The sequence below is a fragment of the Streptomyces sp. NPDC048643 genome (genome assembly GCF_040650615.1).
Lineage (GTDB): Bacteria > Actinomycetota > Actinomycetes > Streptomycetales > Streptomycetaceae > Streptomyces.
The window spans coordinates 1-18882 of record NZ_JBEZHO010000089.1 but is presented as its reverse complement, the minus strand read 5'-3'; the positions used below and the strand labels follow the sequence as shown (position 1 = coordinate 18882).

The window sequence follows — 18882 nt, the reverse complement described above, 5'->3', positions numbered from 1 at the left end:
CGAGCCCATCCGGGGACGTTGCATACGCGGAGCCTTAGGGCCTGAATCCGGTCATGAAGTCCAGATCGGGTCGTCCGGAGCAGGCCGTCCCACCCGGCGCCTGTCAGGCGCCGGGACTTCTCCTTGCCCGGGCTGCTTCACGGTTACGTCCCCACGGGGATCACGCCGTCCGGTGGCCCTCCGAGCCGGACGGTGTGCGGGGACCGGCCGCCGGTTCGCCCGGGCCGGCCGATGCGTCCGCGGCGCCCGCTCCCCTCGCGGCTTCGGCGTCGGCCTCGACCGCGGCGATCTTCGCGTCCGCCTCTGCCTCCTCCGCGTCCTCCTCGGGCTTCGTCGGCGCGTCGGTCTCCGCGAGTTCCTCCGCCTGCCCCAGTTCCTCCTCCTTGCTCCGCGTCGCCGTCCACGCGGCGCAGAACAGGAGCAGTTTCGACGTGAAGTTGATCCACAGGAGCAGCGCGATCGGCACCCCGAAGGCGCCGTACATGCTCTTCGAGGCCACGCCCCGCATATAGCCGCTGAGCAGCAGCTTGAGCAGTTCGAAGCCGATCGCGCCGATCAGTGAGGCGACGATCAGCCGACGACGGGGCGGCTGGACACCGGGCAGCAGCGTGAGGACGTACAGCAGGACGAGGAAGTCGGCGAGGACGGCCACCGCGAAGGCGATGGCCTGGAGCAGCACGCTCCCCCAGCCGTTCTCGTCGATGCCGATCTGCCGCGACGACCAGCCCACCGCCGTGGACGCGAGCGTGGAGACGACGACGGTGAGGAGCACGGCGCCGCCCAGGCCGACGAGCACGCCGCCGTCCTTGCCCTTGCGCAGGAAGGGGTTCTCCTCGGTGTCCGGCAGCTCCCAGACCGCGCGCAGGCACTCCCGCATCGAGCCGACCCAGCCGATACCGGTGACCAGCAGCAGGGCGCCCGCGATGAGTCCGATGGCACCCGCGTTCTGGACCAGGCTGTTGATGTCGAGCTGGTCGGAGATGCCCGGCACCTGCTCGGCGAGCTTGTCCTGAAGGTCCTTCTGCTGCTGGGTGCTCAGCGTCGCGGCACCGATCGCGGCGGCGACGGTCAGCAGCGGGAAGAGCGCCACGAAACTGATGAAGGTCATCGCCGCGGCGAGCCGCGTCCACTTCACCCGGTCCAGCCGCTCGTACGACCGCCACGCGTGCGTGGTCATCAGGCGCACGACCAGAGGCCCCACGCCGGGAAGTTTTTTCAGCCAGTCCATGATCCGACTCTGCCCTCGCCTCGGAAAACCAATGTGCGGGTACCCCAAAATCGCAGGACAGTGGCGATCGCCATGCCGATTCCCGCCCCGGAGACGGTGTCGGCGCGCCGCGAGGTGAACCCGAGCCCGTAATGACTGACGGCGATGCACAGCAGCTGTACCAGCGCGCCCGCGATGTTCACCGCGAAGAAGACCGCGTACTGGCGGGGCCCCCGGGCCGCGTGCCGGTAGGTGCCCAGCGCGTTCCCGGCGTACGCCACGGAGCAGCCCGCAAGGAACGAGAGTGCCTTGGCGGTCAACGGATCCAGACCCGCGGGACCGCGCAGCCAGAGGAAGAGGCCGAGGTCGGCGGCGTACGCGAGGAGGCCGGCGGTGGCGAACCCGGCGACCTCGCGGAGGAACCGCGCGCGCGGGCCCGGTCCGGGTGCGGGGCCTCCTCGATCGACCGGTTCCGCGACGGCCGCCCCCGACGTGGCGGGGCCGGGACCGGTGCCGGCGGGGTGCTCGGTGACGCTCACCAGTTCGCCACCGCGAGCCCGTACATCGCGAGCCACACGAGGCCGATGACGGCGAGCGCGCGGTCGTGCAGGACCACGTCCTCCGGCTCGCCCGCCGTGCCCCGGTCGGCGAAGACGGCGTAGCGCAGGACGGCGAAGACGAACGCCACCATGGAGAGCTGGCGCCAGGGCAGCACGCCGGTGCTGGGCACGCTTCCCTCCTCCAGGGCCCACAGGCAGTAGCCGAGAACGGACACTCCGGCGGCCAGCTGCCACACGAAGCGCAGGTAGCCGGTCGTGTACTCGGTGAGCAGCGCGCGCGTGGCGCCCGCCTTCCCCGCCATCTGCACGGCCTCGGAGTAACGCTTCGCCGACACCATGAACAGCGCCCCGAAGCCCGTGGTGATCAGGAACCAGCGCGACAGCGGGATGCCGAGGGCCAGGCCGCCGACCATCGCCCGCATCAGGAATCCGGTGGTGACGACGACGAGGTCCACGACGAGCACGTGCTTGAGGCTGACGCAGTACGCCAGTTGCATGCCGACGTACGCGGTCAGCAGCGCGCAGACGGCCGGTGAGCAGAGCCAGGCCGCGAGGGCGGGCGCGAGGGCCGCGAGGGTGCCGCCGACGGCGTAGGCGACGGGAACGGGGACCTGGCCCGCGGCGACCGGGCGGTGGCGCTTCACGGGGTGGGCACGGTCGGCGGCGGCGTCCCGGGCGTCGTTGATCAGGTACACGGCGGCGGCGCAGGCGGTGAACAGGGCGAAGACGATCGCGAGTTGGCCGAGGGCGTGGCGGGAGAACAGCTGGCCCGCGGCGGCCGGGGCGGCCACGACGAGCACGTTCTTCACCCACTGGCGGGGGCGCGCGGTCCTGACGAGGCCCCGGACGAGTCCGGTCAGGGTTCTCGGGGGCGGCGCGAGGGCGGGGGCACGCTCCAGGAGCGCCGTGGGCTCAGCCATGGCGCACCCCGATCCACCGGGCGCCCAGTCCGGCCGCCGCGGCTCCGAGGGCGGCGCCCGCGGCGACGTCCGTCGGGTAGTGGACACCGACGACGAGACGCGAGAGGCACATCGCGGCCGCGAGCGGCGCGGCGACGGGCGCGCCGAGCGCTCCGAAGGCGACCGCGGCGGCCGCGGCGGAGGTGGCGTGCGAGCTGGGGAAGGAGTGCCGTCCGGCCGTGCGCACCAGTGGTGTCACGTGGGTGGGGCGCGGGCGGCGCACGATCTGCTTCACCCCCATGCTCGCGAGGTGCGCGGTGGCGGTGAGGGCGGTCGCGCGCAGCCAGGCGCCTCGGCGCTCCCGGTCGACGGCCGCCCCCACCAGTCCGGCGGCGAGCCACAGCGCGCCGTGTTCGCCGCTCCGGGACAGGGCCCGAGCGGTGGCCGCGACGCGCGGGTGGTCGCCGTAGGCGTGGACCATGGACAGCAGGCGCCGGTCCATGCCGTCGAGGCTCCGGTCCGTCCCGTCGCTGCTCCGGTCCATGCCGGCCGTGCCGCGGTCGCGGTCCATGGTGTCGCGGGAGTGGTCAACGTCTTCGTGATGACGATCAAGGTGGTCAATGTCGTCAAGCCGGCGATCCACGGCGTCACGCTGTCGGTCCATGCGGTCGGGCTCGTCATGGTCGTCGCGTGGTCGGTCTCTCTCGCCACCACGGTGGCCATGGCCGTCAAGCCGCCGATCCATGTCGTCACGGTCGTCAAGTTCGTCCATGTGATCTCACTCTTCTAGTGAGGAGCCGCAGAATTACGGCAATCTAGGACGACATCCCATTAATCACCCATTTCGGTGAGGAGCCGTGAGGGGCTGGGGAGATTGCCCCGTTGTGCACCCTTACCGGCGCTACGGTCACGGGCATGCCTGCCGACACCGTCTCCGTCACGGGTTGGGGCCGCACCGCCCCGACCACCGCCCGACTGGTCCGCCCGCGCAGCTACGAGGAGGCGGCGACCGCCGTCCGGGAGTGCGGGGCCCGGGGAGGGATCGCCCGGGGGCTCGGGCGGGCGTACGGCGACGCCGCGCAGAACGCGGGCGGGGCCGTGCTCGACATGACGGGCCTCGACCGGATCCACGCCATCGACGTGGGCGGCGGCACGGTCCTGTGCGACGCCGGGGTGTCCCTGCACCGGCTGATGGAGGTGCTGCTCCCCCTCGGATGGTTCGTGCCGGTCACCCCGGGGACCCGCTACGTGACGGTGGGCGGGGCGATCGGCGCGGACATCCACGGCAAGAACCACCACGGGTCCGGCTCGTTCGCCCGGCACGTGCTCTCCTTCGAGCTGCTGACCGCGGACGGGGAGATCCGGACGGTCGGACAGGGCGAACCCCTCTTCGACGCCACGGCCGGCGGCATGGGCCTGACCGGCGTGATCCTCACGGCGACCGTCCGCCTCCAGCCGGTGGAGACCGCGCTGATGTCCGTCGACACCGAGCGCGCGGTCGACCTCGACGACCTCATGGCCCGGCTGACCGCCACCGACCACCTCCACCGCTACTCGGTCGCCTGGATCGACCTCCTCGCGCGCGGAGCGAACATGGGCCGCTCGGTCCTGACCCGCGGCGACCACGCCCCGCTGAACGCGCTGCCCCCGCGGGCGCGCCGGCACCCACTGGCGTTCCGCCCCTCACGACTGCCGGCCCCGCCCGCCTTCGTACCGGAAGGGCTCCTCGGCCGGACGACGGTGGGCCTCTTCAACGAGCTCTGGTACCGCAAGGCGCCCCGCGCGCGTACCGGCGAACTCCAGCGCATCCCGACCTTCTTCCACCCCCTCGACGGGGTGCCGCACTGGAACCGCGTCTACGGGCGCGCTGGGTTCGTGCAGTACCAGTTCGTCGTCGGGCACGGGCGGGAGGAGGCCCTGCGCCGCATCGTGGGGCGGATCTCCGAACACCGCTGCCCGTCCTTCCTCGCCGTCCTGAAGCGCTTCGGGGAGGGCGATCCGGGCTGGCTGTCCTTTCCGATGCCCGGCTGGACCCTCGCCCTCGACATCCCGGCGAACCTGCCGGGCCTCGGCGCCTTCCTCGACGAACTCGACGAGGAGGTGGCGGGCGCCGGCGGACGCGTCTACCTCGCCAAGGACGCGCGGCTGCGGCCCGAGCTGCTGGCCGCGATGTACCCCCGGCTGGACGCGTTCCGCTCGTTGCGGCGCGAGCTGGACCCGCGGGGCGTCTTCACCTCGGACCTGTCCCGCCGCCTGGGCCTGTAGAGCGCGCTTCCGGCCACCCCGCCCGCCTCGTCGTTCCGTTTCCCCGTCTCAAGGAGCTGTCATGAAGGACGCCTTCGGTATCCCCCAGTCCCTGCTGATCCTCGGCGGCACGTCCGAGATCGCGCTGGCCACGGCGCGCCGGATGATCGTCCGGCGCACCCGCACCGTGTGGCTGGCCGGACGGCCGACACCCGCTCTGGAGCAGGCGGCCGAGCAGTTGCGCGCGCTCGGCGCGGACGCCCGTACGGTCGCCTTCGACGCCATGGACCCCGAGTCCCACGAGGAGGCGCTCGGCAAGGTCTTCGCCGAGGGCGACATCGACATGGTCCTGATGGCGGTCGGCGTGCTCGGCGACCAGGCACTGGACGAGCGCGAGCCGGTCGCCGCGGCGCGGGTCGCGATGACCAACTACACGGGGGCCGTCTCGTCGGGCCTGGTGTGCGCGCGGGCGCTCCAGACGCAGGGGCACGGCTCCCTGGTGGTGCTGTCCTCGGTCGCGGGCGAGCGCGCCCGCCGCTCGAACTTCATCTACGGCTCCAGCAAGGCCGGTCTGGACGCGTTCGCGCAGGGGCTCGGCGACGCGCTGCACGGCACGGGCGTGCACGTGATGGTCGTCCGCCCGGGGTTCGTCCGCACCCGGATGACGGCCGGCCTGCCGGAGGCGCCGCTGGCGACCACTCCGGAGGCGGTGGCCGCCGCGATCGAGCTGGGTCTGCGGCGGCGGTCGGAGACGGTGTGGGTACCGGGGGCGCTGCGGGTGGTCATGTCCGCCCTGCGGCACGCGCCGCGCGGGCTGTTCCGGCGGCTGCCGATCTGAGGCACTGCCGACGCGCCGTGCCCCTGGAGCCGTGAGCCCGGGGGCACGCGCGCGTGAGGACCGGCGTCAGTGAGGACCGGCGCAGAGGACCGGCGTCAGTGAGGACCGGCGCAGAGGACCGGCGTCAGTGAGGACCGGCGCAGAGGACCGGCGTCAGAGCGCGGGCAGAGTCGTGTTGGTGCCGCGCTCCGAGGGGCACGCCTGCGGGGGCACCACGGCGCCGCCGAAGACGTACTCGCGGAGCTTGCGCCACACGGCGTCGGGGCCCTGCTCGTAGAGCGCGAAGCCGGTGCAGGGCCACTGGGCCTCGTAGCCGGAGAGTGCCTCGAAGGCGCGGTCCATCGCCTCGTCGTCGATGCCGTGGGCCACGGTGACGTGCGGGTGGTACGGGAACTGGAGCTCGCGGGCGCAGGGGCCGGAGGCGTCCCGGACCTGCTTCTGGAGCCAGGTGCAGGCCTCCGTGCCCTCGGCCACGCGGACGTAGACGACCGGCGACAGGGGGCGGAAGGTGCCCGTCCCGGACAGCCGCATGGGGAACGGGCGCCCGGCCGCCGCGACGTCGAGGAGGTGCGCCTCGATCGCGGGCAGCGCCGACTCCTCGACCTCGGTCGGCGGCAGCAGGGTGACGTGCGTGGGGATGCCGGAAGCCGCGGGGTCGCCGAAGCCCGCGCGCCGCTCCTGGAGCAGGCTGCCATGAGGCTCCGGGACCGCGATCGACACGCCGATCGTTACGGTCCCCACGTCGTCTCCTGTCGTCGTTCCATGGTCCGGTCGGTGGTGGTGCGGGGCGGACAGGGGCGGTTGTACGGCCTGTCCGGCTATCGACTGTACGGCGGTGAGGCCCTCATGTGGCGGCCGTACGAGTGTCGCGCTCGTCTCGTACTGACTGCCGAAGGCGCTGTGGTAGGGGCCGCCGTACGGGCGGGGGCCACCGCCCGCGCGGCGGCCCCGTCCGTCAGTGCTTCGCGGGCAGGAAGCCGACCTTGTCGTACGCCTGGGAGAGCGTCTCCGCGGCGACGGCACGCGCCTTCTCCGCGCCCTTGGCGAGGATCGAGTCGAGGGTCTCCGGGTCGTCCAGATACTGCTGGGTGCGCTCACGGAACGGCGTCACGAAGTCGACCATGACCTCGGCGAGGTCCGTTTTCAGCGCACCGTAGCCCTTGCCGGTGTACTTCTGCTCCAGTTCGGCGATACCGGTCCCGGTGAGGGTCGAGTAGATGGTCAGCAGGTTGCTGATACCCGGCTTCTCCGCCGTGTCATACCTGATGACCGTGTCCGTGTCGGTGACCGCGCTCTTGACCTTCTTGGCGGTCGCCTTCGGGTCGTCGAGCAGGTTGATGAGGCCCTTGGGCGTCGACGCCGACTTGCTCATCTTGATCGCCGGGTCCTGGAGATCGAAGATCTTCGCCGTCTCCTTGAGGATGTACGGCTTCGGGACCGTGAACGTCGCGCCGAAGCGGCCGTTGAAGCGCTCGGCGAGGTCGCGGGTCAGCTCGATGTGCTGGCGCTGGTCCTCACCGACCGGCACCTCGTTGGCCTGGTAGAGCAGGATGTCCGCGACCTGGAGGATCGGGTACGTGAACAGGCCGACGCTCGCCCGGTCGGCGCCCTGCTTGGCGGACTTGTCCTTGAACTGCGTCATGCGGGAGGCCTCACCGAAGCCGGTCAGGCAGTTCATGATCCAGGCGAGCTGCGCGTGCTCGGGCACGTGGCTCTGCACGAAGAGCGTGCAGCGCTCCGGGTCGAGGCCGGCGGCGAGGAGCTGGGCCGCGGCGAGCCGGGTGTTGGCCCGCAGGTCCGCGGGGTCCTGCGGAATCGTGATCGCGTGCAGGTCGACGACCATGTAGAACGCGTCGTGGGACTCCTGCAGGGCCACCCACTGGCGGACCGCGCCGAGGTAGTTGCCGAGGTGGAACGAGCCTGCCGTGGGCTGGATTCCGGAGAGCACGCGAGGACTGTCAGAGGCCATGCTCACCATTCTCTCAGGTACCGGGACCCGCTCCGGAACGGGCTGGAAACAGCGGGGACACGAGAGGGAACCGATGGGCCCCGAGCGGTGTACCAAGAGTGTGAGGACGCGGGAGGGGGGCCGCATCGTCGTCGACGAGGCCGAGGTCATCGCCCGCGTGCGCGCCGGACAGCCGGAGGCGTACGCGGAGCTGGTCCGTGCCCACACGGGTATCGCGATCAGGGCGGCCAGGGCGCTCGGCGCGGGTGCGGACGCGGAGGACGTGGTGCAGCAGGCCTTCATCAAGGCGTACTGCTCGCTGGAGCGCTTTCGGGACGGCTCGGCGTTCAAGCCGTGGCTGCTGTCGATCGTCGCCAACGAAGCGAGGAACACCGTGCGCACGGCGGTGCGTCAGCGCACCCTGGCCGGCCGGGAGGCCGCGCTGACCGAGGCGGAACCGCTGATACCGGAGTCGACGGACCCCGCGCTCGCGGCCCTGGAGGCGGAGCGCCGGGCGGCGCTGCTGGCCGGCCTGGAGCAGCTGAGCGAGGAGCACCGTCTCGTCGTCACCTACCGCTATCTGCTGGAGATGGACGAGCCGGAGACGGCCCAGGCGCTGGGCTGGCCCCGCGGCACGGTGAAGTCACGGCTCAATCGCGCCCTGCGCAAACTGGGCCGGCTCCTGCCCGCCCTCGAACCCCGCGAGCCCCACGAGCCCCTACAGCCCCGACAGCCCCGACAAGGAGGTGCCGACCATGCGTGAGCCGTACGAGGACGAGGGCACCGCCAGTGCGGGACCGGGCCTCGGGCGCGGGAGGCGTGAGCACGCCGACGCCGCCCGGCTGCGGGAGGAGCTGCTGGCGCTCGGAAGAGCGCTGGACGGATCGGGGACGGACGGCGCCGATCCGGGCGAGTCGATGGTGGAGCGGGTGCTGTCGGAGCTGCTCGCGATGGAGGCGGCTCCCGCCCCGGCGCGGCGGCACGAGGAGACCCCGTCCGCGATGGCCGGCCGACCGGGGCCCGGCGCGCGGCTGCGGTCGGTGCGTCGCTGGGGGCGGGAGCGCCGACGCCTCCTGACGGCGGGCCTGTGTGGCGTGCTCACGGTGCTCGTGCTCACCCCTCCGGTGCGCGCGGCGGTCGTCGACTGGTTCGACTTCGGCGGCGTCGAGGTGCGGTACGACCCGTCGGCCACGCCCTCGGCCGGTGCCCGGGTGCCGGGCTGCCCCGGCCCTTCCCTGACGTCGGCTCAGGCCGCACGGAGGGCGGGGTTCACCCCTCCCGTACCCGGCGCGCTCGGGACCCCGGACACGATCACGGTGACGCCGGAGCCGAAGGGACGCCTGCTGATGAACCTGTGCTGGCGCGAGGACGGGCGCACGATCCGGATCGACGCGTTTCCGGCGCGGCTGGACATCGGCTTCACCAAGACGGTGCGGGAGCCGCCCGAGTGGCTGAGCCTCGGCGACGGGGAGACGCTCGGCAGTCCCGCGCTGTGGTTCGCGCGCCCGCACCGGCTGAGCTTCCGGCTCCTCGACGCGGACGGCGAGAGCTTCAACCGCGCCGAGCGGACCGCCGGGCCGACGTTGCTGTGGACGCACCAGGGCGAGATGACGCTCCGGCTGGAGGGCGTGTCGTCGAAGGCGCGGGCGCTGGAGATCGCACGGTCGCTGACATAGCGCGCCCACCGTCCGCCGCACGCCGTCCGCCGTCCTCCGTCCGCGGCAACACTCGAAGGTCGGCGGATCAAGGTGGGAACCCCGAGGGGTCGAGCGGTGTACCAGAAGTGAGACGTCCGTGCGCAGCCCACCGGCTGGGGCTGGGCATGCCGGGCGGCGGTTGCGGTGCTGTGCGGACGAGGGGACGGACGACAGATGACATGGGGGGAGACGGATGACGTGCAGGAGTGGATGGGGCAGGGCGAGGGTGTGGCGGCTGTTCGTCGTGTCCGTGGCGGTGGCCTTTTCGGTGTCGCTCACGGTCGGCGCCGCGCCGTCCCGCGCCGCGGAAGGTGCCGGAGGCTTCGGCAAAGGTGACACCCCGGACCTGGCGCTGGTGATCGCCGGCGACACCGGGCGGACGACGACGCTGCACTCCGGGGAGCGGGACTTCGGGCAGCTGTGGCGACTGCTGGCACCCCGGTTCACGGGGACGGAGCGGGTGCCCGACGCGTGGGCGCACGGGGACTATCCGGCGGTGCGGGCCACCGTCGTCTGGGGGCTGACCGGGGTCGGCGGGTGGCCGCAGACCAGGCGGGCGCCCGGCGGGGACGTCGCCATCGAGCGGCAGGACCAGGTGTTCCTCGCACAGGACGGCACACCGTGGGTGCGCACGGACGTCTCGCCCGACGTGTCGGACGACGACATCCGCTGGCATCGGGCGCCGCGCTCGGTGTTCGGACAGCTGGCACAAGAGGGGAAGCTGTTCGGCCCGGAGCGGGCGGCGCCGGTGGCCGCGGGATGGGTGACGCCGGAGCGGGCGGAGTGGGCGCTGGCCGGGCTCGCGGCGGGTCTGCTGCTGGGCGTCGGGATCCCGTGGTGCATACACCGCGCGGCGACCCGGCGCGAGAACGCCGGATCGCCGCGGGAGCCACGACAGGAGCTGGTCGACCTGTAGGAGCAGGTCGGTGGGCGACTGTCAGCCGAGGTCGATCTCCGGGTACAGCGGGAACGGCGCCAGCAGGTCGGTGGCGCGGTGGGCGATCTCGTCGGAGATCTTCGCGTCGAGGACGTGCTGGGCCTTGGACGGGGCGCCCTTGGCGGTGGTGCCGGCCTCGGCGGCGGTGAGGACGCGGTCGATGAGACCGGCGATCTCGTCCATCTCGGCCGTGCCGAGACCACGGGTGGTCAGCGCGGGCGTGCCGATGCGGATGCCGGAGGTGTACCAGGCGCCGTTCGGGTCGGCGGGGATGGAGTTGCGGTTGGTGACGATGCCCGAGTCGAGCAGGGCCGACTCGGCCTGACGACCGGTGAGGCCGTAGGAGGAGGCCACGTCGATGAGGTTGAGGTGGTTGTCGGTGCCGCCGGTGACCAGCGTGGCGCCGCGGCGCATCAGGCCCTCGGCGAGGGCACGGGCGTTGTCGACGACGGCCTGCGCGTAGTCGCGGAACTCGGGGCGACGGGCCTCCGCGAGCGCGACGGCCTTGGCGGCCATGACGTGCGGGAGGGGGCCGCCGAGCACCATCGGGCAGCCGCGGTCGACCTGCTCGGCGAGGCTCTCGTCGCACAGGACCATGCCGCCGCGCGGGCCACGGAGCGACTTGTGCGTGGTCGTGGTGACGATCTGGGCGTGCGGCACCGGGTCGAAGTCGCCGGTGAGGACCTTGCCCGCGACGAGGCCGGCGAAGTGGGCCATGTCGACCAAGAGGGTGGCGCCGACCTCGTCGGCGATCTCCCGCATGATGCGGAAGTTCACCAGGCGGGGGTAGGCGGAGTAACCGGCGACGATGATCAGCGGCTTGAACTCGCGGGCGGAGGTGCGCAGGGCCTCGTAGTCGATGAGGCCGGTGGCGGGATCGGTGCCGTACGAGCGCTGGTCGAACATCTTGCCGGAGATGTTCGGGCGGAAGCCGTGGGTGAGGTGGCCGCCTGCGTCGAGGGACATGCCGAGCATGCGCTGGTTGCCGAAGGCCTGGCGCAGTTCGGCCCAGTCGGCCTCGGTGAGGTCGTTGACGTTGCGGACGCCTGCCTTGGCGAGGGCGGGGGCCTCGACGCGGGCGGCGAGGACGGCCCAGAAGGCGACGAGGTTGGCGTCGATGCCGGAGTGCGGCTGGACGTAGGCGTGCTCGGCGCCGAAGAGTTCGCGGGCGTGCTCGGCGGCGAGGGCCTCGACGGTGTCGACGTTGCGACAGCCGGCGTAGAAGCGGCGGCCGACGGTGCCCTCGGCGTACTTGTCGCTGAACCAGTTGCCCATGGCGAGCAGGGTGGCCGGGGAGGCGTAGTTCTCGGACGCGATGAGCTTGAGCATGTCGCGCTGGTCGGCGACTTCCTGGCCGATGGCGTCGGCGACGCGGGGCTCGACGGCCCTGATCACGTCGAGGGCGCTGCGGAAGGCGGTGGACTCGGTGGAAAGGGGCTCTGGCATGACGGCCTCCGGACGTGGCGTTCAGCGTTCACGGGTCGGCCCAGGCGCACGGCACTCGGTTGCCGTGGCTTCCCGCCCGGACACCGCCGGTCCCCTCGTGCGCCGGATGCGGCGGCCGGAGGGCCGGGACGGTTCCCGGAGAAGTCACAGCGTGGGTGCCGCTCCCCGATGGTCGGTCCCATCCCAGCGCGCCAGTCACGGCCCCGCCGGTCAGCCTACCGGGCGCGCCGGATCACCGGGTTCCCCCGTCCACCATGCGAGCGACGATAGGAAGGAGGCCACAAGCCCACCCTTCGCGGGTCGGAGAACGGAGTTCCGGTGACCGCCATGGATGCCCTGGAGACGACGGAGGCGTTCATCGCCTCGGCCGACGCGCACAGCGCGCACAACTACCACCCGCTGCCCGTCGTCGTGACGACGGCGGACGGAGCGTGGATGACCGATGTCGAGGGGCGTCGCTTCCTCGATCTGCTGGCCGGCTACTCCGCGCTCAACTTCGGCCACGGCAACCGGCGGCTGATCGACGCGGCGAAGGCGCAGCTGGACCGGGTGACGCTGACGTCGCGGGCGTTCCACCACGACCGGTTCGCCGACTTCTGCCGGGAACTGGCGTCGCTGTGCGGCATGGAGATGGTGCTGCCGATGAACACGGGCGCGGAGGCCGTGGAGACCGCGGTGAAGACGGCCCGGAAGTGGGGGTACCGCGTCAAGGGCGTGCCCGAGGGGCGGGCGAAGATCGTCGTCGCGGGCAACAACTTCCACGGGCGGACGACGACGGTCATCAGCTTCTCGACGGACCAGGAGGCGCGGGCGGACTTCGGCCCGTACACGCCGGGGTTCGAGATCGTGCCGTACGGCGATCTGACGGCGATGCGGGCCGCGGTGTCGGAGAACACGGTGGCGGTCCTGCTCGAACCGATCCAGGGAGAGGCCGGGGTGCTGGTGCCGCCGCCGGGCTATCTGCCGGCGGTGCGGGAGCTGACGCGGGAGCGGGGTGTGCTGTTCGTCGCGGACGAGATCCAGTCGGGACTCGGGCGCACGGGCCGGACGTTCGCGTGCGAGCACGAGGGTGTGGTGCCGGACATGTACGTCCTCGGGAAGGCGCTCGGCGGCGGGGTGGTGCCGGTGTCGGCCGTGGTGTCGAGCGCGGAGGTGCTGGGGGTGTTCCGGCCCGGGGAGCACGGGTCGACGTTCGGCGGGAATCCGCTGGCGTGCGCGGTGGCGTTGGAGGTGATCGCGATGCTGCGGACGGGTGAGTACCAGCAGCGGGCCGCCGAACTCGGCGCGCATCTGCACCGCGAGCTGGCGCTGCTCACCGACTCCGGGCACGTGACCGCGGTGCGCGGGCGGGGGCTGTGGGCGGGCGTCGACATCGCCCCGGAGTTCGGCTCGGGGCGGGAGATCTCCGAGAAGCTGATGGACCGGGGTGTGCTGGTCAAGGACACCCACGGCGTCACCGTCCGGGTCGCCCCGCCCCTGGTCATCGGCAAGGAGGACCTGGACTGGGGACTGGTGCAACTGCGGGAGGTACTGGGGGCGTAGGGGAGTTCCAGGGTCTTGCGGCCCGGTCGGTCCTAGAGGATCACGTGGGGCAGGAAGCGGGCGTACTCGTCGGTGACGAGGCCGGAGGACTCGCGGATGCCGAGGCCCGCCGACGCGTCCTCGACGACCCAGGCGCCGAGGACGACCCTGTTGCCGTCGAAGGACGGGAGCGGCGCCAGTTCCTGGTAGCAGCACGCCTCTTCGCGGACGACGGGGGCGGCGCCGGGTTCGTGGATCGTCACGCCGTCACCCTCGCGGCCGAGGAGGGGCTTGGCGACGTACCCGTTCGTGCGGGCCAGTTCGCGGGGGCCGTCGAGGTAGGCCGGGAGGAGGTTGGGGTGGCCCGGGTACAGCTCCCAGAGGATCGCGAGGAGCGCCTTGTTGGAGAGGAGCATCTTCCAGGCGGGCTCGATCCAGAGGGTGCTCCCGGTGCCGCCGCCGTTGTCGAGGGTGTCCAGGACGTGGTCGGCGAACCGGTCGGCGGTGAGCCATTCCCAGGGGTAGAGCTTGAAGCAGCTGCGGATGAAGCGGAGTCTGTTGTCGACGAAGCGGCCGGACAGGGGGTCCCAGCCGATCTCCTCCATGGAGATCCAGTCGGTGGCGAGGCCGGCCTGTTCGGCGGTCTCCTTCAGGTAGGCGACCGTCATCAGGTCCTCGCCGAGTTCGTCGGCGGCGGAGTGCGCGAAGTGGAGCGGGCTGCCCGGCGGCAGCAGGGCTCCCTGCTTCCTCCAGGCGGCGACGAGGCGTTCGTGCAGGGAGTTCCACTGGTCGGCGCCGGGGAAGCGGTCCTCCATCCAGAACCACTGGGGGCTCGCGGCCTCCACGAGCGAGGTCGGGGTGTCGGCGTTGTACTCCAGGAGTTTCGCCGGGCCGGTGCCGTCGTACCGCAGGTCGAACCGTCCGTAGACGGAGGGGAGTTCGGCACGCCGGTGCCAGGCCTCGGCGACGGCCGCCGCGACCCGCGGGTCGTCGATGCCGAGGTCGGCGAAGCGGCCGTGCTCGACGATGTGGGCGGCGGCCACGAGGCACATGCCGTGCAGTTCCTCGACGACCTCCTCCAGCGCCTCGACCTCGGGCAGCGAGAAGACGTAGTGGGCGCTCTCGTCCCAGTAGGGGCGCAGCGAGTCGTCGGGGTGGCGGGTGAGCGGGTAGACGAGGCCCTGTTCCTCGACGGTCCGCTGCCAGCCGGGGCGGGGTTCGATGGTGCGGCGTTCCATGGGTGCTGGCCTCTGTTCGGCGGGAGCGGACGCGGGCGGGCCTGCCGGGTCAGCCTCCCGAGCCGCCCTTGCCGCCGCCGAAGCCGCCGCGGTCGACGCCGCCGCCGTGGCTGCCGCCGCTCGAACTGCCCGATCCCTTGCCGGGCTTGGTGAAGGAGCCGCCGTCGATCCGGCCGCTCTTGTTCGTGCCGCCGTAGTACCAGGTGCCGTGGGTCGAGGACTTGGTGGAGGTGCAGTTCTTGTCCGAGACGACCTCGTAGCCCTTGCCGAGCCGGTAGCTGTCGCGGTCGACGCACCGCTTGTCGGGGGCGTCCGAGGAGCAGGCGGTGAGGGCCGCCGCGAGGAGTCCCATACCGCCGAGGACGACCGTGCCCGATCGCAGCCGGCGCTGTACGTCTGCCATTCCGTTCCCCCGTTGTTCTGTGCAGATCATGTTTTGGCCGAAGTCCAGAGTAGAGATCGTGTACGCCGAGCCCGCGTCGGCCCCCCGCGCCGCACTGTCCCCTACAGTCGCTTCGTGCTCTTTGGAATGTTGTGCGCCCTTGGTGCCTCGGTCTGTTTCGGTACGGCGACGGTTCTCCAGGCGATGGCCGCCCGCGCCGCCGGCGAGGGCGGGACCGACGGCGGGGCCGCGGGTGCGGCGACGCTGCTGCTGCGGGCGTTGCGGCAGTGGCGCTATCTCGCCGGACTCGCCCTGGACGGCGTCGGGTTCCTGTTGCAGATCGCCGCACTGCGGTCCCTGCCGATCTACGCGGTCGGGGCGGCCCTCGCCGCGAGCCTCGCCGTGACCGCGGTGGTGGCCTCGTGGCTGATCCATGTGCGACTGAGCCGTGTCGAGTGGGGCGCGGTCGCGGTGGTGTGCGCGGGGCTCGCGATGCTGGGGCTGGCGTCCGGGACGGAGGGCGACCGGGAGGGTTCCCTCGGGCTGAAGTACGCGATGCTGGGGATCTCCGTGGTCGTCCTGCTGCTGGGGCTCGTCGGCGGCCGACTGCCCGACCGGGGCCGGGCGCTCACGCTGGGTCTGGGGGCGGGGTTCGGGTTCGGTGTCGTCGAGGTGGCGGTGCGGCTGATCGAGGACCTCGACCCGGGGAGCCTGCTGAGCAACCCGGCGACGTACGCGCTGCTCGTCGGTGGCGGAGCGGCCTTCCTGCTGCTGACCACGGCCCTGCAACGGGGTTCGGTGACGACGGCCACCGCCGGACTCGTCATCGGGGAGACGATCGGGCCCGCGCTGGTGGGCGTGATCTGGCTGGGTGACCGCACGCGGGAAGGGCTGACCTGGCTGGCGGTTCTCGGCTTCGCGGTGGCCGTGGCGGGCGCGCTGGCGCTGGCCCGGTTCGGTGAGGCACCGGGCACGGAGACGGAGCCCGAGGCCGAGTCCGCCGGGTCGCCTCAGGGGTGAGGGCGGGCGCCTTCGAACGGCGTCGGTGTCACGGCAGTGCCCGGCACAGCGCGTCCAGCGCGCCGGACCAGGCGTGGTCCGGCGGAGTGCCGTAGCCGACGACCAAGGCGTCCAGCGGGGGGACGGAGGCGTCGGGGTGCCGGTGGCGGGCGAGGCCGTGCACGGCGAGCCCCTGCCAGGCGGTGGCCTGGACGACCGATCGCTCGGTGCCGGGCGGGAGTTGGAGCACGGCGTGCAGGCCGGCCGCGATGCCGGCGGCACGGACGGCGGGCGCGCGGGCGGCGAGCGCGGCGACGAGGGCGTCCCGGCGGCGCCGGTACCTGAGCCGGGCGGCGCGCACGTGACGGTCGTACGCGCCGGAGGTGATGAACTCCGCGAGGGTCAGCTGGTCCAGCACACCGGTGGACCAACCACCCTGCGCCTTCAGGGAGACGACCTCGTCCACGAGCGACGGCGGCAGCACGAGCCAGCCGAGGCGGAGTCCGGGCGCCAGGGACTTGCTCACGGTGCCCATGTGGATCACGTGGTCGGGGTCGAGGCCCTGCAGCGCGCCGACGGGCTGCCGGTCGTAGCGGAACTCGCCGTCGTAGTCGTCCTCCAGGACCAGGCCCCCGGTGCGGCGGGCCCAGTCGACGACGGCGGCCCGGCGATCCGGGTGCAGGGGCACCCCCATCGGGAACTGGTGGGCGGGGGTGAGCAGGACGGCGCGCGCACCCGCCATGTCCCGGGTGTCCGTGCCGAGTTCGTCGAAGGGGAGCGGGGGCGTGCGCAGGCCCGAGCGCTGCAGGAGGGTCCGGTGCGCGTCGAGGCCGTACGACTCGACGGCGACCGATCGCAGGCCGCGCTGCCGCAGGACGGTTCCGAGCAGGGTCAGCGCGTCCGCGAAGCCCGAGCAGACGACGATCCGGTCCGGGTCTGCGCGGACGCCCCGGGCGCGGGAGAGGTAGCCCGCGAGGGCGGCGCGCAGTTCGGGGCGGCCGCGCGGGTCGCCGTAGCCGAGGGCCTCGTGGGGTGCGTCGGTCAGGGCGCGGCGGGCGGCCTTGAGCCAGGCGGTGCGCGGGAAGGAGGCGAGGTCGGGGCTGCCGGGGGTGAGGTCGTAGGTGGGACGGCCCTGTTCGCGACGGCGCTGCGCGGGCTCGGGCGCCTGTGGTGCGACGGTCCGCTCGGCCACCCGGGTGCCGGATCCCTGGCGTGCGGTGAGCCAGCCCTCGGCGACGAGGTCGGCGTAGGCGTCGGCGACCGTGTTGCGGGCGATGCCGAGGTCGGCGGCGAGCGAGCGGGAGGACGGGAGGCGGGTTCCGGGGGCGAGCCTGCCGCCCCGGACCGCCTCGCGCAACGCGTCCGTCAGCCCCTTGCGGACCCCGGATCCGGTCGGTTCCACATGGAGGTCGACTCCCAAAGTGGCCCATGTTCTCGCCATGGGAATGGACCATACTCCTGGGCTACTCCCCTCGTAGTGTCGGTGGCACGACGACACGGCACACGAGCACGGACCACCGGGAGGAACGCCATGACCAGCGGCACGACGACGGAGACCACCACCACGGCCGGCGAGAGCGCGCCGTACGCGCCCGAGCACACACCGCGGCTGAACTGGGCCCAGCTCGCGCCCGACGTGTACAAGGCGATGGTCAGGCTCGACGCGGCGGCCCGGCGCGGGGTGGACCCCGTGCTCCTGGAACTGGTGAAGATCCGCGCCTCGCAGCTGAACCACTGCGCCTTCTGCCTCGACATGCACAACAAGGACGCGCTGGCGGCCGGTGAGAGCGTGGAGCGGATCGTGCAGCTCGGGGCGTGGGAGGAGTCGCGGCACTTCTACACGGAGCGGGAGCTCGCGGCCGTGGAGCTGACCGAGGCCGTCACCGTGCTCACGGACGGTTTCGTGCCGGACGAGGTCTACGAGCGGGCGGCCAAGCAGTTCGACGAGGCCGAGCTGGCCCAGCTGATCGCCTGCATCACGGTCATCAACTCCTGGAACCGGTTCGGCGTGACCTGCCGCATGGTGCCCGGTCACTACCGGGCCGGGCAGCACAAGTGACCGCCGCCGGAGCCCGGACCACCGCGCTTCCGGCCGGGACCACCGCGTGGTGAGCGGGGTGGAGCGGTTCCGGGCGCTGCACCACGGTCGCGTGCCGGACGATCCGCTGGTGCTGCCCGGGCCGTGGGACGCGGCGAGCGCGCGGGTGTTCGCCGACGCGGGGTTCCCGGCGCTGGCCACACCGAGCGCCGGAGTCGCCGCCTCCCTCGGGTACGCGGACGGGGAGACACCGGCCGCCGAGATGTTCGCGGCGGTCGCCCGGATCGTCCGGGCGGTCGACGTGCCGGTGTCGGCGGACGTGGAGGGCGGCTACGGACTCGCGCCGAAGGAACTGGTGGAGCGGCTCCTGGAGGCGGGCGCCGTCGGCTGCAACCTGGAGGACTCCGCGGGCGGTGTCCTCAAGGACCCGGAACGGCACGCCGAGTGGCTGGCGGAGGTGCGGAACGCGGCGGCGGACCTGCTGTTCGTGAACGCCCGTGTCGACGTCTTCGAGTACGGCGACGGGGACCCGGAGCGGGTCATCGAGCGGGCCGCGCTGTACGTCGACGCGGGCGCGGACTGCGTGTACCCGATCGGGGCGCCGCCCGGTGTGCTGCCGCTGCTGCGGTCGGGCATCCGCGGGCCGGTGAACGTGTTCGCCCGGCTCGACGGCGTACCGGCGGCCGAACTCGGTGAACTCGGCGCGACCCGGGTCACGTTCGGACCCGGGCTGCAGCGCAGGGCCGCCGCGGCGCTGGGGGACATCGCGGCGGAGCTGAGGTAGTCCGCGGCGGGCCGGTGCGAAGGGTGGGGGGCGGGGCCGCGTCGGTCGGCGCGCGACCTGTCCGGACCCACGGGTACCGCTGCGAGTGCCCGTCAACTCGCGCACGCCTGCTCCGTTCTCGAGCGGCAGCACAAGGCCGTGGCC

20 protein-coding genes are annotated in these 18882 nt (G+C 72.7%); 10 read left to right on the top strand and 10 right to left on the bottom strand.

Going from position 1 to position 18882, the window contains the following annotated elements; translation table 11 throughout:
* Nucleotides 1–160 precede the first annotated feature (160 nt).
* From AB0C62_RS41400 to AB0C62_RS41385, 4 genes are read right to left on the bottom strand one after another with little or no spacing between them, the layout of a single operon-like run.
* On the bottom strand, nt 161–1228 hold the full coding sequence (locus AB0C62_RS41400; protein WP_362982358.1) for a YihY/virulence factor BrkB family protein: 1068 nt from the start codon (nt 1226–1228) through the stop codon (nt 161–163).
* Nucleotides 1216–1746, bottom strand: coding sequence for a GtrA family protein (locus AB0C62_RS41395; RefSeq protein ID WP_362982356.1), 531 nt, complete (start codon nt 1744–1746; stop codon nt 1216–1218). The genes AB0C62_RS41400 and AB0C62_RS41395 overlap by 13 nt, the downstream gene beginning before the upstream one ends.
* On the bottom strand, nt 1743–2687 hold the full coding sequence (locus tag AB0C62_RS41390; RefSeq protein ID WP_362982354.1) for a decaprenyl-phosphate phosphoribosyltransferase: 945 nt from the start codon (nt 2685–2687) through the stop codon (nt 1743–1745). The genes AB0C62_RS41395 and AB0C62_RS41390 overlap by 4 nt, the downstream gene beginning before the upstream one ends.
* Nucleotides 2680–3237, bottom strand: coding sequence for a phosphatase PAP2 family protein (locus AB0C62_RS41385; RefSeq protein ID WP_362982352.1), 558 nt, complete (start codon nt 3235–3237; stop codon nt 2680–2682). Before AB0C62_RS41385 ends, AB0C62_RS41390 begins: the two co-directional genes overlap by 8 nt.
* A 30-nt stretch (nt 3238–3267) precedes the next feature.
* Here AB0C62_RS41385 and AB0C62_RS41380 point away from each other — a divergent pair, with 30 nt between their 5' ends.
* From AB0C62_RS41380 to AB0C62_RS41370, 3 genes are all read left to right on the top strand, one after another.
* Entirely contained in the window at nt 3268–3456 is a 189-nt protein-coding gene (locus tag AB0C62_RS41380) for a hypothetical protein (RefSeq protein ID WP_362982350.1), read from the top strand.
* A gap of 125 nt (nt 3457–3581) precedes the next feature.
* Nucleotides 3582–4931 carry an FAD-binding oxidoreductase gene (locus tag AB0C62_RS41375; RefSeq protein WP_362982348.1) on the top strand — a complete coding sequence of 450 codons (1350 nt, stop codon included), beginning with the start codon at nt 3582–3584 and terminating at the stop codon, nt 4929–4931.
* A 61-nt stretch (nt 4932–4992) separates the two neighbouring features.
* The gene (locus AB0C62_RS41370; RefSeq protein ID WP_362982346.1) at nt 4993–5748 is read left to right on the top strand and encodes a decaprenylphospho-beta-D-erythro-pentofuranosid-2-ulose 2-reductase; all 756 of its coding nucleotides are present in this window, start codon (nt 4993–4995) and stop codon (nt 5746–5748) included.
* A gap of 153 nt (nt 5749–5901) precedes the next feature.
* On the opposite strand, the gene AB0C62_RS41365 is transcribed toward AB0C62_RS41370, so the two are convergent.
* Together AB0C62_RS41365 and trpS are read right to left on the bottom strand one after the other, a co-directional pair.
* Complete coding sequence (locus AB0C62_RS41365; RefSeq protein WP_164369366.1) at nt 5902–6489, bottom strand: 2'-5' RNA ligase family protein; 588 nt, start codon at nt 6487–6489, stop codon at nt 5902–5904.
* A gap of 214 nt (nt 6490–6703) precedes the next feature.
* Nucleotides 6704–7717 (bottom strand): tryptophan--tRNA ligase, encoded by a 1014-nt coding sequence (gene trpS / locus AB0C62_RS41360; protein WP_081221766.1) that lies wholly within the window; start codon nt 7715–7717, stop codon nt 6704–6706.
* A 100-nt stretch (nt 7718–7817) separates the two neighbouring features.
* On the opposite strand from trpS, the gene AB0C62_RS41355 reads away from it, so the two are divergent.
* From AB0C62_RS41355 to AB0C62_RS41345, 3 genes are all read left to right on the top strand, one after another.
* Entirely contained in the window at nt 7818–8459 is a 642-nt protein-coding gene (locus tag AB0C62_RS41355; RefSeq protein ID WP_362982344.1) for an RNA polymerase sigma factor, read from the top strand.
* On the top strand, nt 8452–9372 hold the full coding sequence (locus tag AB0C62_RS41350; protein ID WP_362982342.1) for a hypothetical protein: 921 nt from the start codon (nt 8452–8454) through the stop codon (nt 9370–9372). Before AB0C62_RS41355 ends, AB0C62_RS41350 begins: the two co-directional genes overlap by 8 nt.
* A gap of 214 nt (nt 9373–9586) precedes the next feature.
* The gene (locus AB0C62_RS41345) at nt 9587–10309 is read left to right on the top strand and encodes a hypothetical protein (RefSeq protein WP_362982340.1); all 723 of its coding nucleotides are present in this window, start codon (nt 9587–9589) and stop codon (nt 10307–10309) included.
* A 21-nt stretch (nt 10310–10330) separates the two neighbouring features.
* On the opposite strand, the gene AB0C62_RS41340 is transcribed toward AB0C62_RS41345, so the two are convergent.
* Nucleotides 10331–11776, bottom strand: a complete 1446-nt coding sequence (locus tag AB0C62_RS41340) for a glycine hydroxymethyltransferase (protein ID WP_362982338.1) — start codon at nt 11774–11776, stop codon at nt 10331–10333.
* 336 nt (nt 11777–12112) lie between these two features.
* Here AB0C62_RS41340 and rocD point away from each other — a divergent pair, with 336 nt between their 5' ends.
* Entirely contained in the window at nt 12113–13318 is a 1206-nt protein-coding gene (gene rocD / locus AB0C62_RS41335) for an ornithine--oxo-acid transaminase (RefSeq protein WP_362982364.1), read from the top strand.
* Between the two features lie 32 nt (nt 13319–13350).
* Here rocD and AB0C62_RS41330 read toward each other — a convergent pair whose 3' ends face one another.
* Together AB0C62_RS41330 and AB0C62_RS41325 are read right to left on the bottom strand one after the other, a co-directional pair.
* Nucleotides 13351–14535 carry a glutathionylspermidine synthase family protein gene (locus tag AB0C62_RS41330; protein WP_362982336.1) on the bottom strand — a complete coding sequence of 395 codons (1185 nt, stop codon included), beginning with the start codon at nt 14533–14535 and terminating at the stop codon, nt 13351–13353.
* Between the two features lie 49 nt (nt 14536–14584).
* Complete coding sequence (locus AB0C62_RS41325; protein WP_362982334.1) at nt 14585–14938, bottom strand: hypothetical protein; 354 nt, start codon at nt 14936–14938, stop codon at nt 14585–14587.
* Between the two features lie 126 nt (nt 14939–15064).
* Here AB0C62_RS41325 and AB0C62_RS41320 point away from each other — a divergent pair, with 126 nt between their 5' ends.
* Nucleotides 15065–15937, top strand: a complete 873-nt coding sequence (locus tag AB0C62_RS41320; protein ID WP_362982362.1) for a hypothetical protein — start codon at nt 15065–15067, stop codon at nt 15935–15937.
* A gap of 28 nt (nt 15938–15965) precedes the next feature.
* On the opposite strand, the gene AB0C62_RS41315 is transcribed toward AB0C62_RS41320, so the two are convergent.
* On the bottom strand, nt 15966–17357 hold the full coding sequence (locus AB0C62_RS41315; RefSeq protein WP_362982332.1) for a PLP-dependent aminotransferase family protein: 1392 nt from the start codon (nt 17355–17357) through the stop codon (nt 15966–15968).
* A 90-nt stretch (nt 17358–17447) separates the two neighbouring features.
* Between AB0C62_RS41315 and AB0C62_RS41310 the strand changes: the two genes are divergently transcribed.
* Both AB0C62_RS41310 and AB0C62_RS41305 read left to right on the top strand, forming a co-directional pair.
* Complete coding sequence (locus AB0C62_RS41310; protein ID WP_362982330.1) at nt 17448–17975, top strand: carboxymuconolactone decarboxylase family protein; 528 nt, start codon at nt 17448–17450, stop codon at nt 17973–17975.
* A 49-nt stretch (nt 17976–18024) separates the two neighbouring features.
* Nucleotides 18025–18738: an isocitrate lyase/phosphoenolpyruvate mutase family protein gene (locus AB0C62_RS41305; RefSeq protein ID WP_362982360.1), complete on the top strand. Its 714-nt coding sequence runs from the start codon at nt 18025–18027 to the stop codon at nt 18736–18738.
* Nucleotides 18739–18882 lie beyond the last annotated feature (144 nt).

What these genes read in the sequence shown, in the direction of transcription:
- AB0C62_RS41400 (WP_362982358.1), bottom strand. Translation starts at nt 1,228, where the DNA reads ATGGACTGGCTGAAAAAACTTCCCGGCGTGGGGCCTCTGGTCGTGCGC.
- AB0C62_RS41390 (WP_362982354.1), bottom strand. Translation starts at nt 2,687, where the DNA reads ATGGCTGAGCCCACGGCGCTCCTGGAGCGTGCCCCCGCCCTCGCGCCG.
- AB0C62_RS41385 (WP_362982352.1), bottom strand. Translation starts at nt 3,237, where the DNA reads ATGGACCGCGACCGCGGCACGGCCGGCATGGACCGGAGCAGCGACGGG.
- AB0C62_RS41380 (WP_362982350.1), top strand. Translation starts at nt 3,268, where the DNA reads ATGACGATCAAGGTGGTCAATGTCGTCAAGCCGGCGATCCACGGCGTC.
- AB0C62_RS41375 (WP_362982348.1), top strand. Translation starts at nt 3,582, where the DNA reads ATGCCTGCCGACACCGTCTCCGTCACGGGTTGGGGCCGCACCGCCCCG.
- AB0C62_RS41370 (WP_362982346.1), top strand. Translation starts at nt 4,993, where the DNA reads ATGAAGGACGCCTTCGGTATCCCCCAGTCCCTGCTGATCCTCGGCGGC.
- trpS (WP_081221766.1), bottom strand. Translation starts at nt 7,717, where the DNA reads ATGGCCTCTGACAGTCCTCGCGTGCTCTCCGGAATCCAGCCCACGGCA.
- AB0C62_RS41350 (WP_362982342.1), top strand. Translation starts at nt 8,452, where the DNA reads ATGCGTGAGCCGTACGAGGACGAGGGCACCGCCAGTGCGGGACCGGGC.
- AB0C62_RS41345 (WP_362982340.1), top strand. Translation starts at nt 9,587, where the DNA reads ATGACGTGCAGGAGTGGATGGGGCAGGGCGAGGGTGTGGCGGCTGTTC.
- AB0C62_RS41340 (WP_362982338.1), bottom strand. Translation starts at nt 11,776, where the DNA reads ATGCCAGAGCCCCTTTCCACCGAGTCCACCGCCTTCCGCAGCGCCCTC.
- AB0C62_RS41330 (WP_362982336.1), bottom strand. Translation starts at nt 14,535, where the DNA reads ATGGAACGCCGCACCATCGAACCCCGCCCCGGCTGGCAGCGGACCGTC.
- AB0C62_RS41325 (WP_362982334.1), bottom strand. Translation starts at nt 14,938, where the DNA reads ATGGCAGACGTACAGCGCCGGCTGCGATCGGGCACGGTCGTCCTCGGC.
- AB0C62_RS41320 (WP_362982362.1), top strand. Translation starts at nt 15,065, where the DNA reads ATGTTGTGCGCCCTTGGTGCCTCGGTCTGTTTCGGTACGGCGACGGTT.
- AB0C62_RS41315 (WP_362982332.1), bottom strand. Translation starts at nt 17,357, where the DNA reads ATGGCGAGAACATGGGCCACTTTGGGAGTCGACCTCCATGTGGAACCG.
- AB0C62_RS41310 (WP_362982330.1), top strand. Translation starts at nt 17,448, where the DNA reads ATGACCAGCGGCACGACGACGGAGACCACCACCACGGCCGGCGAGAGC.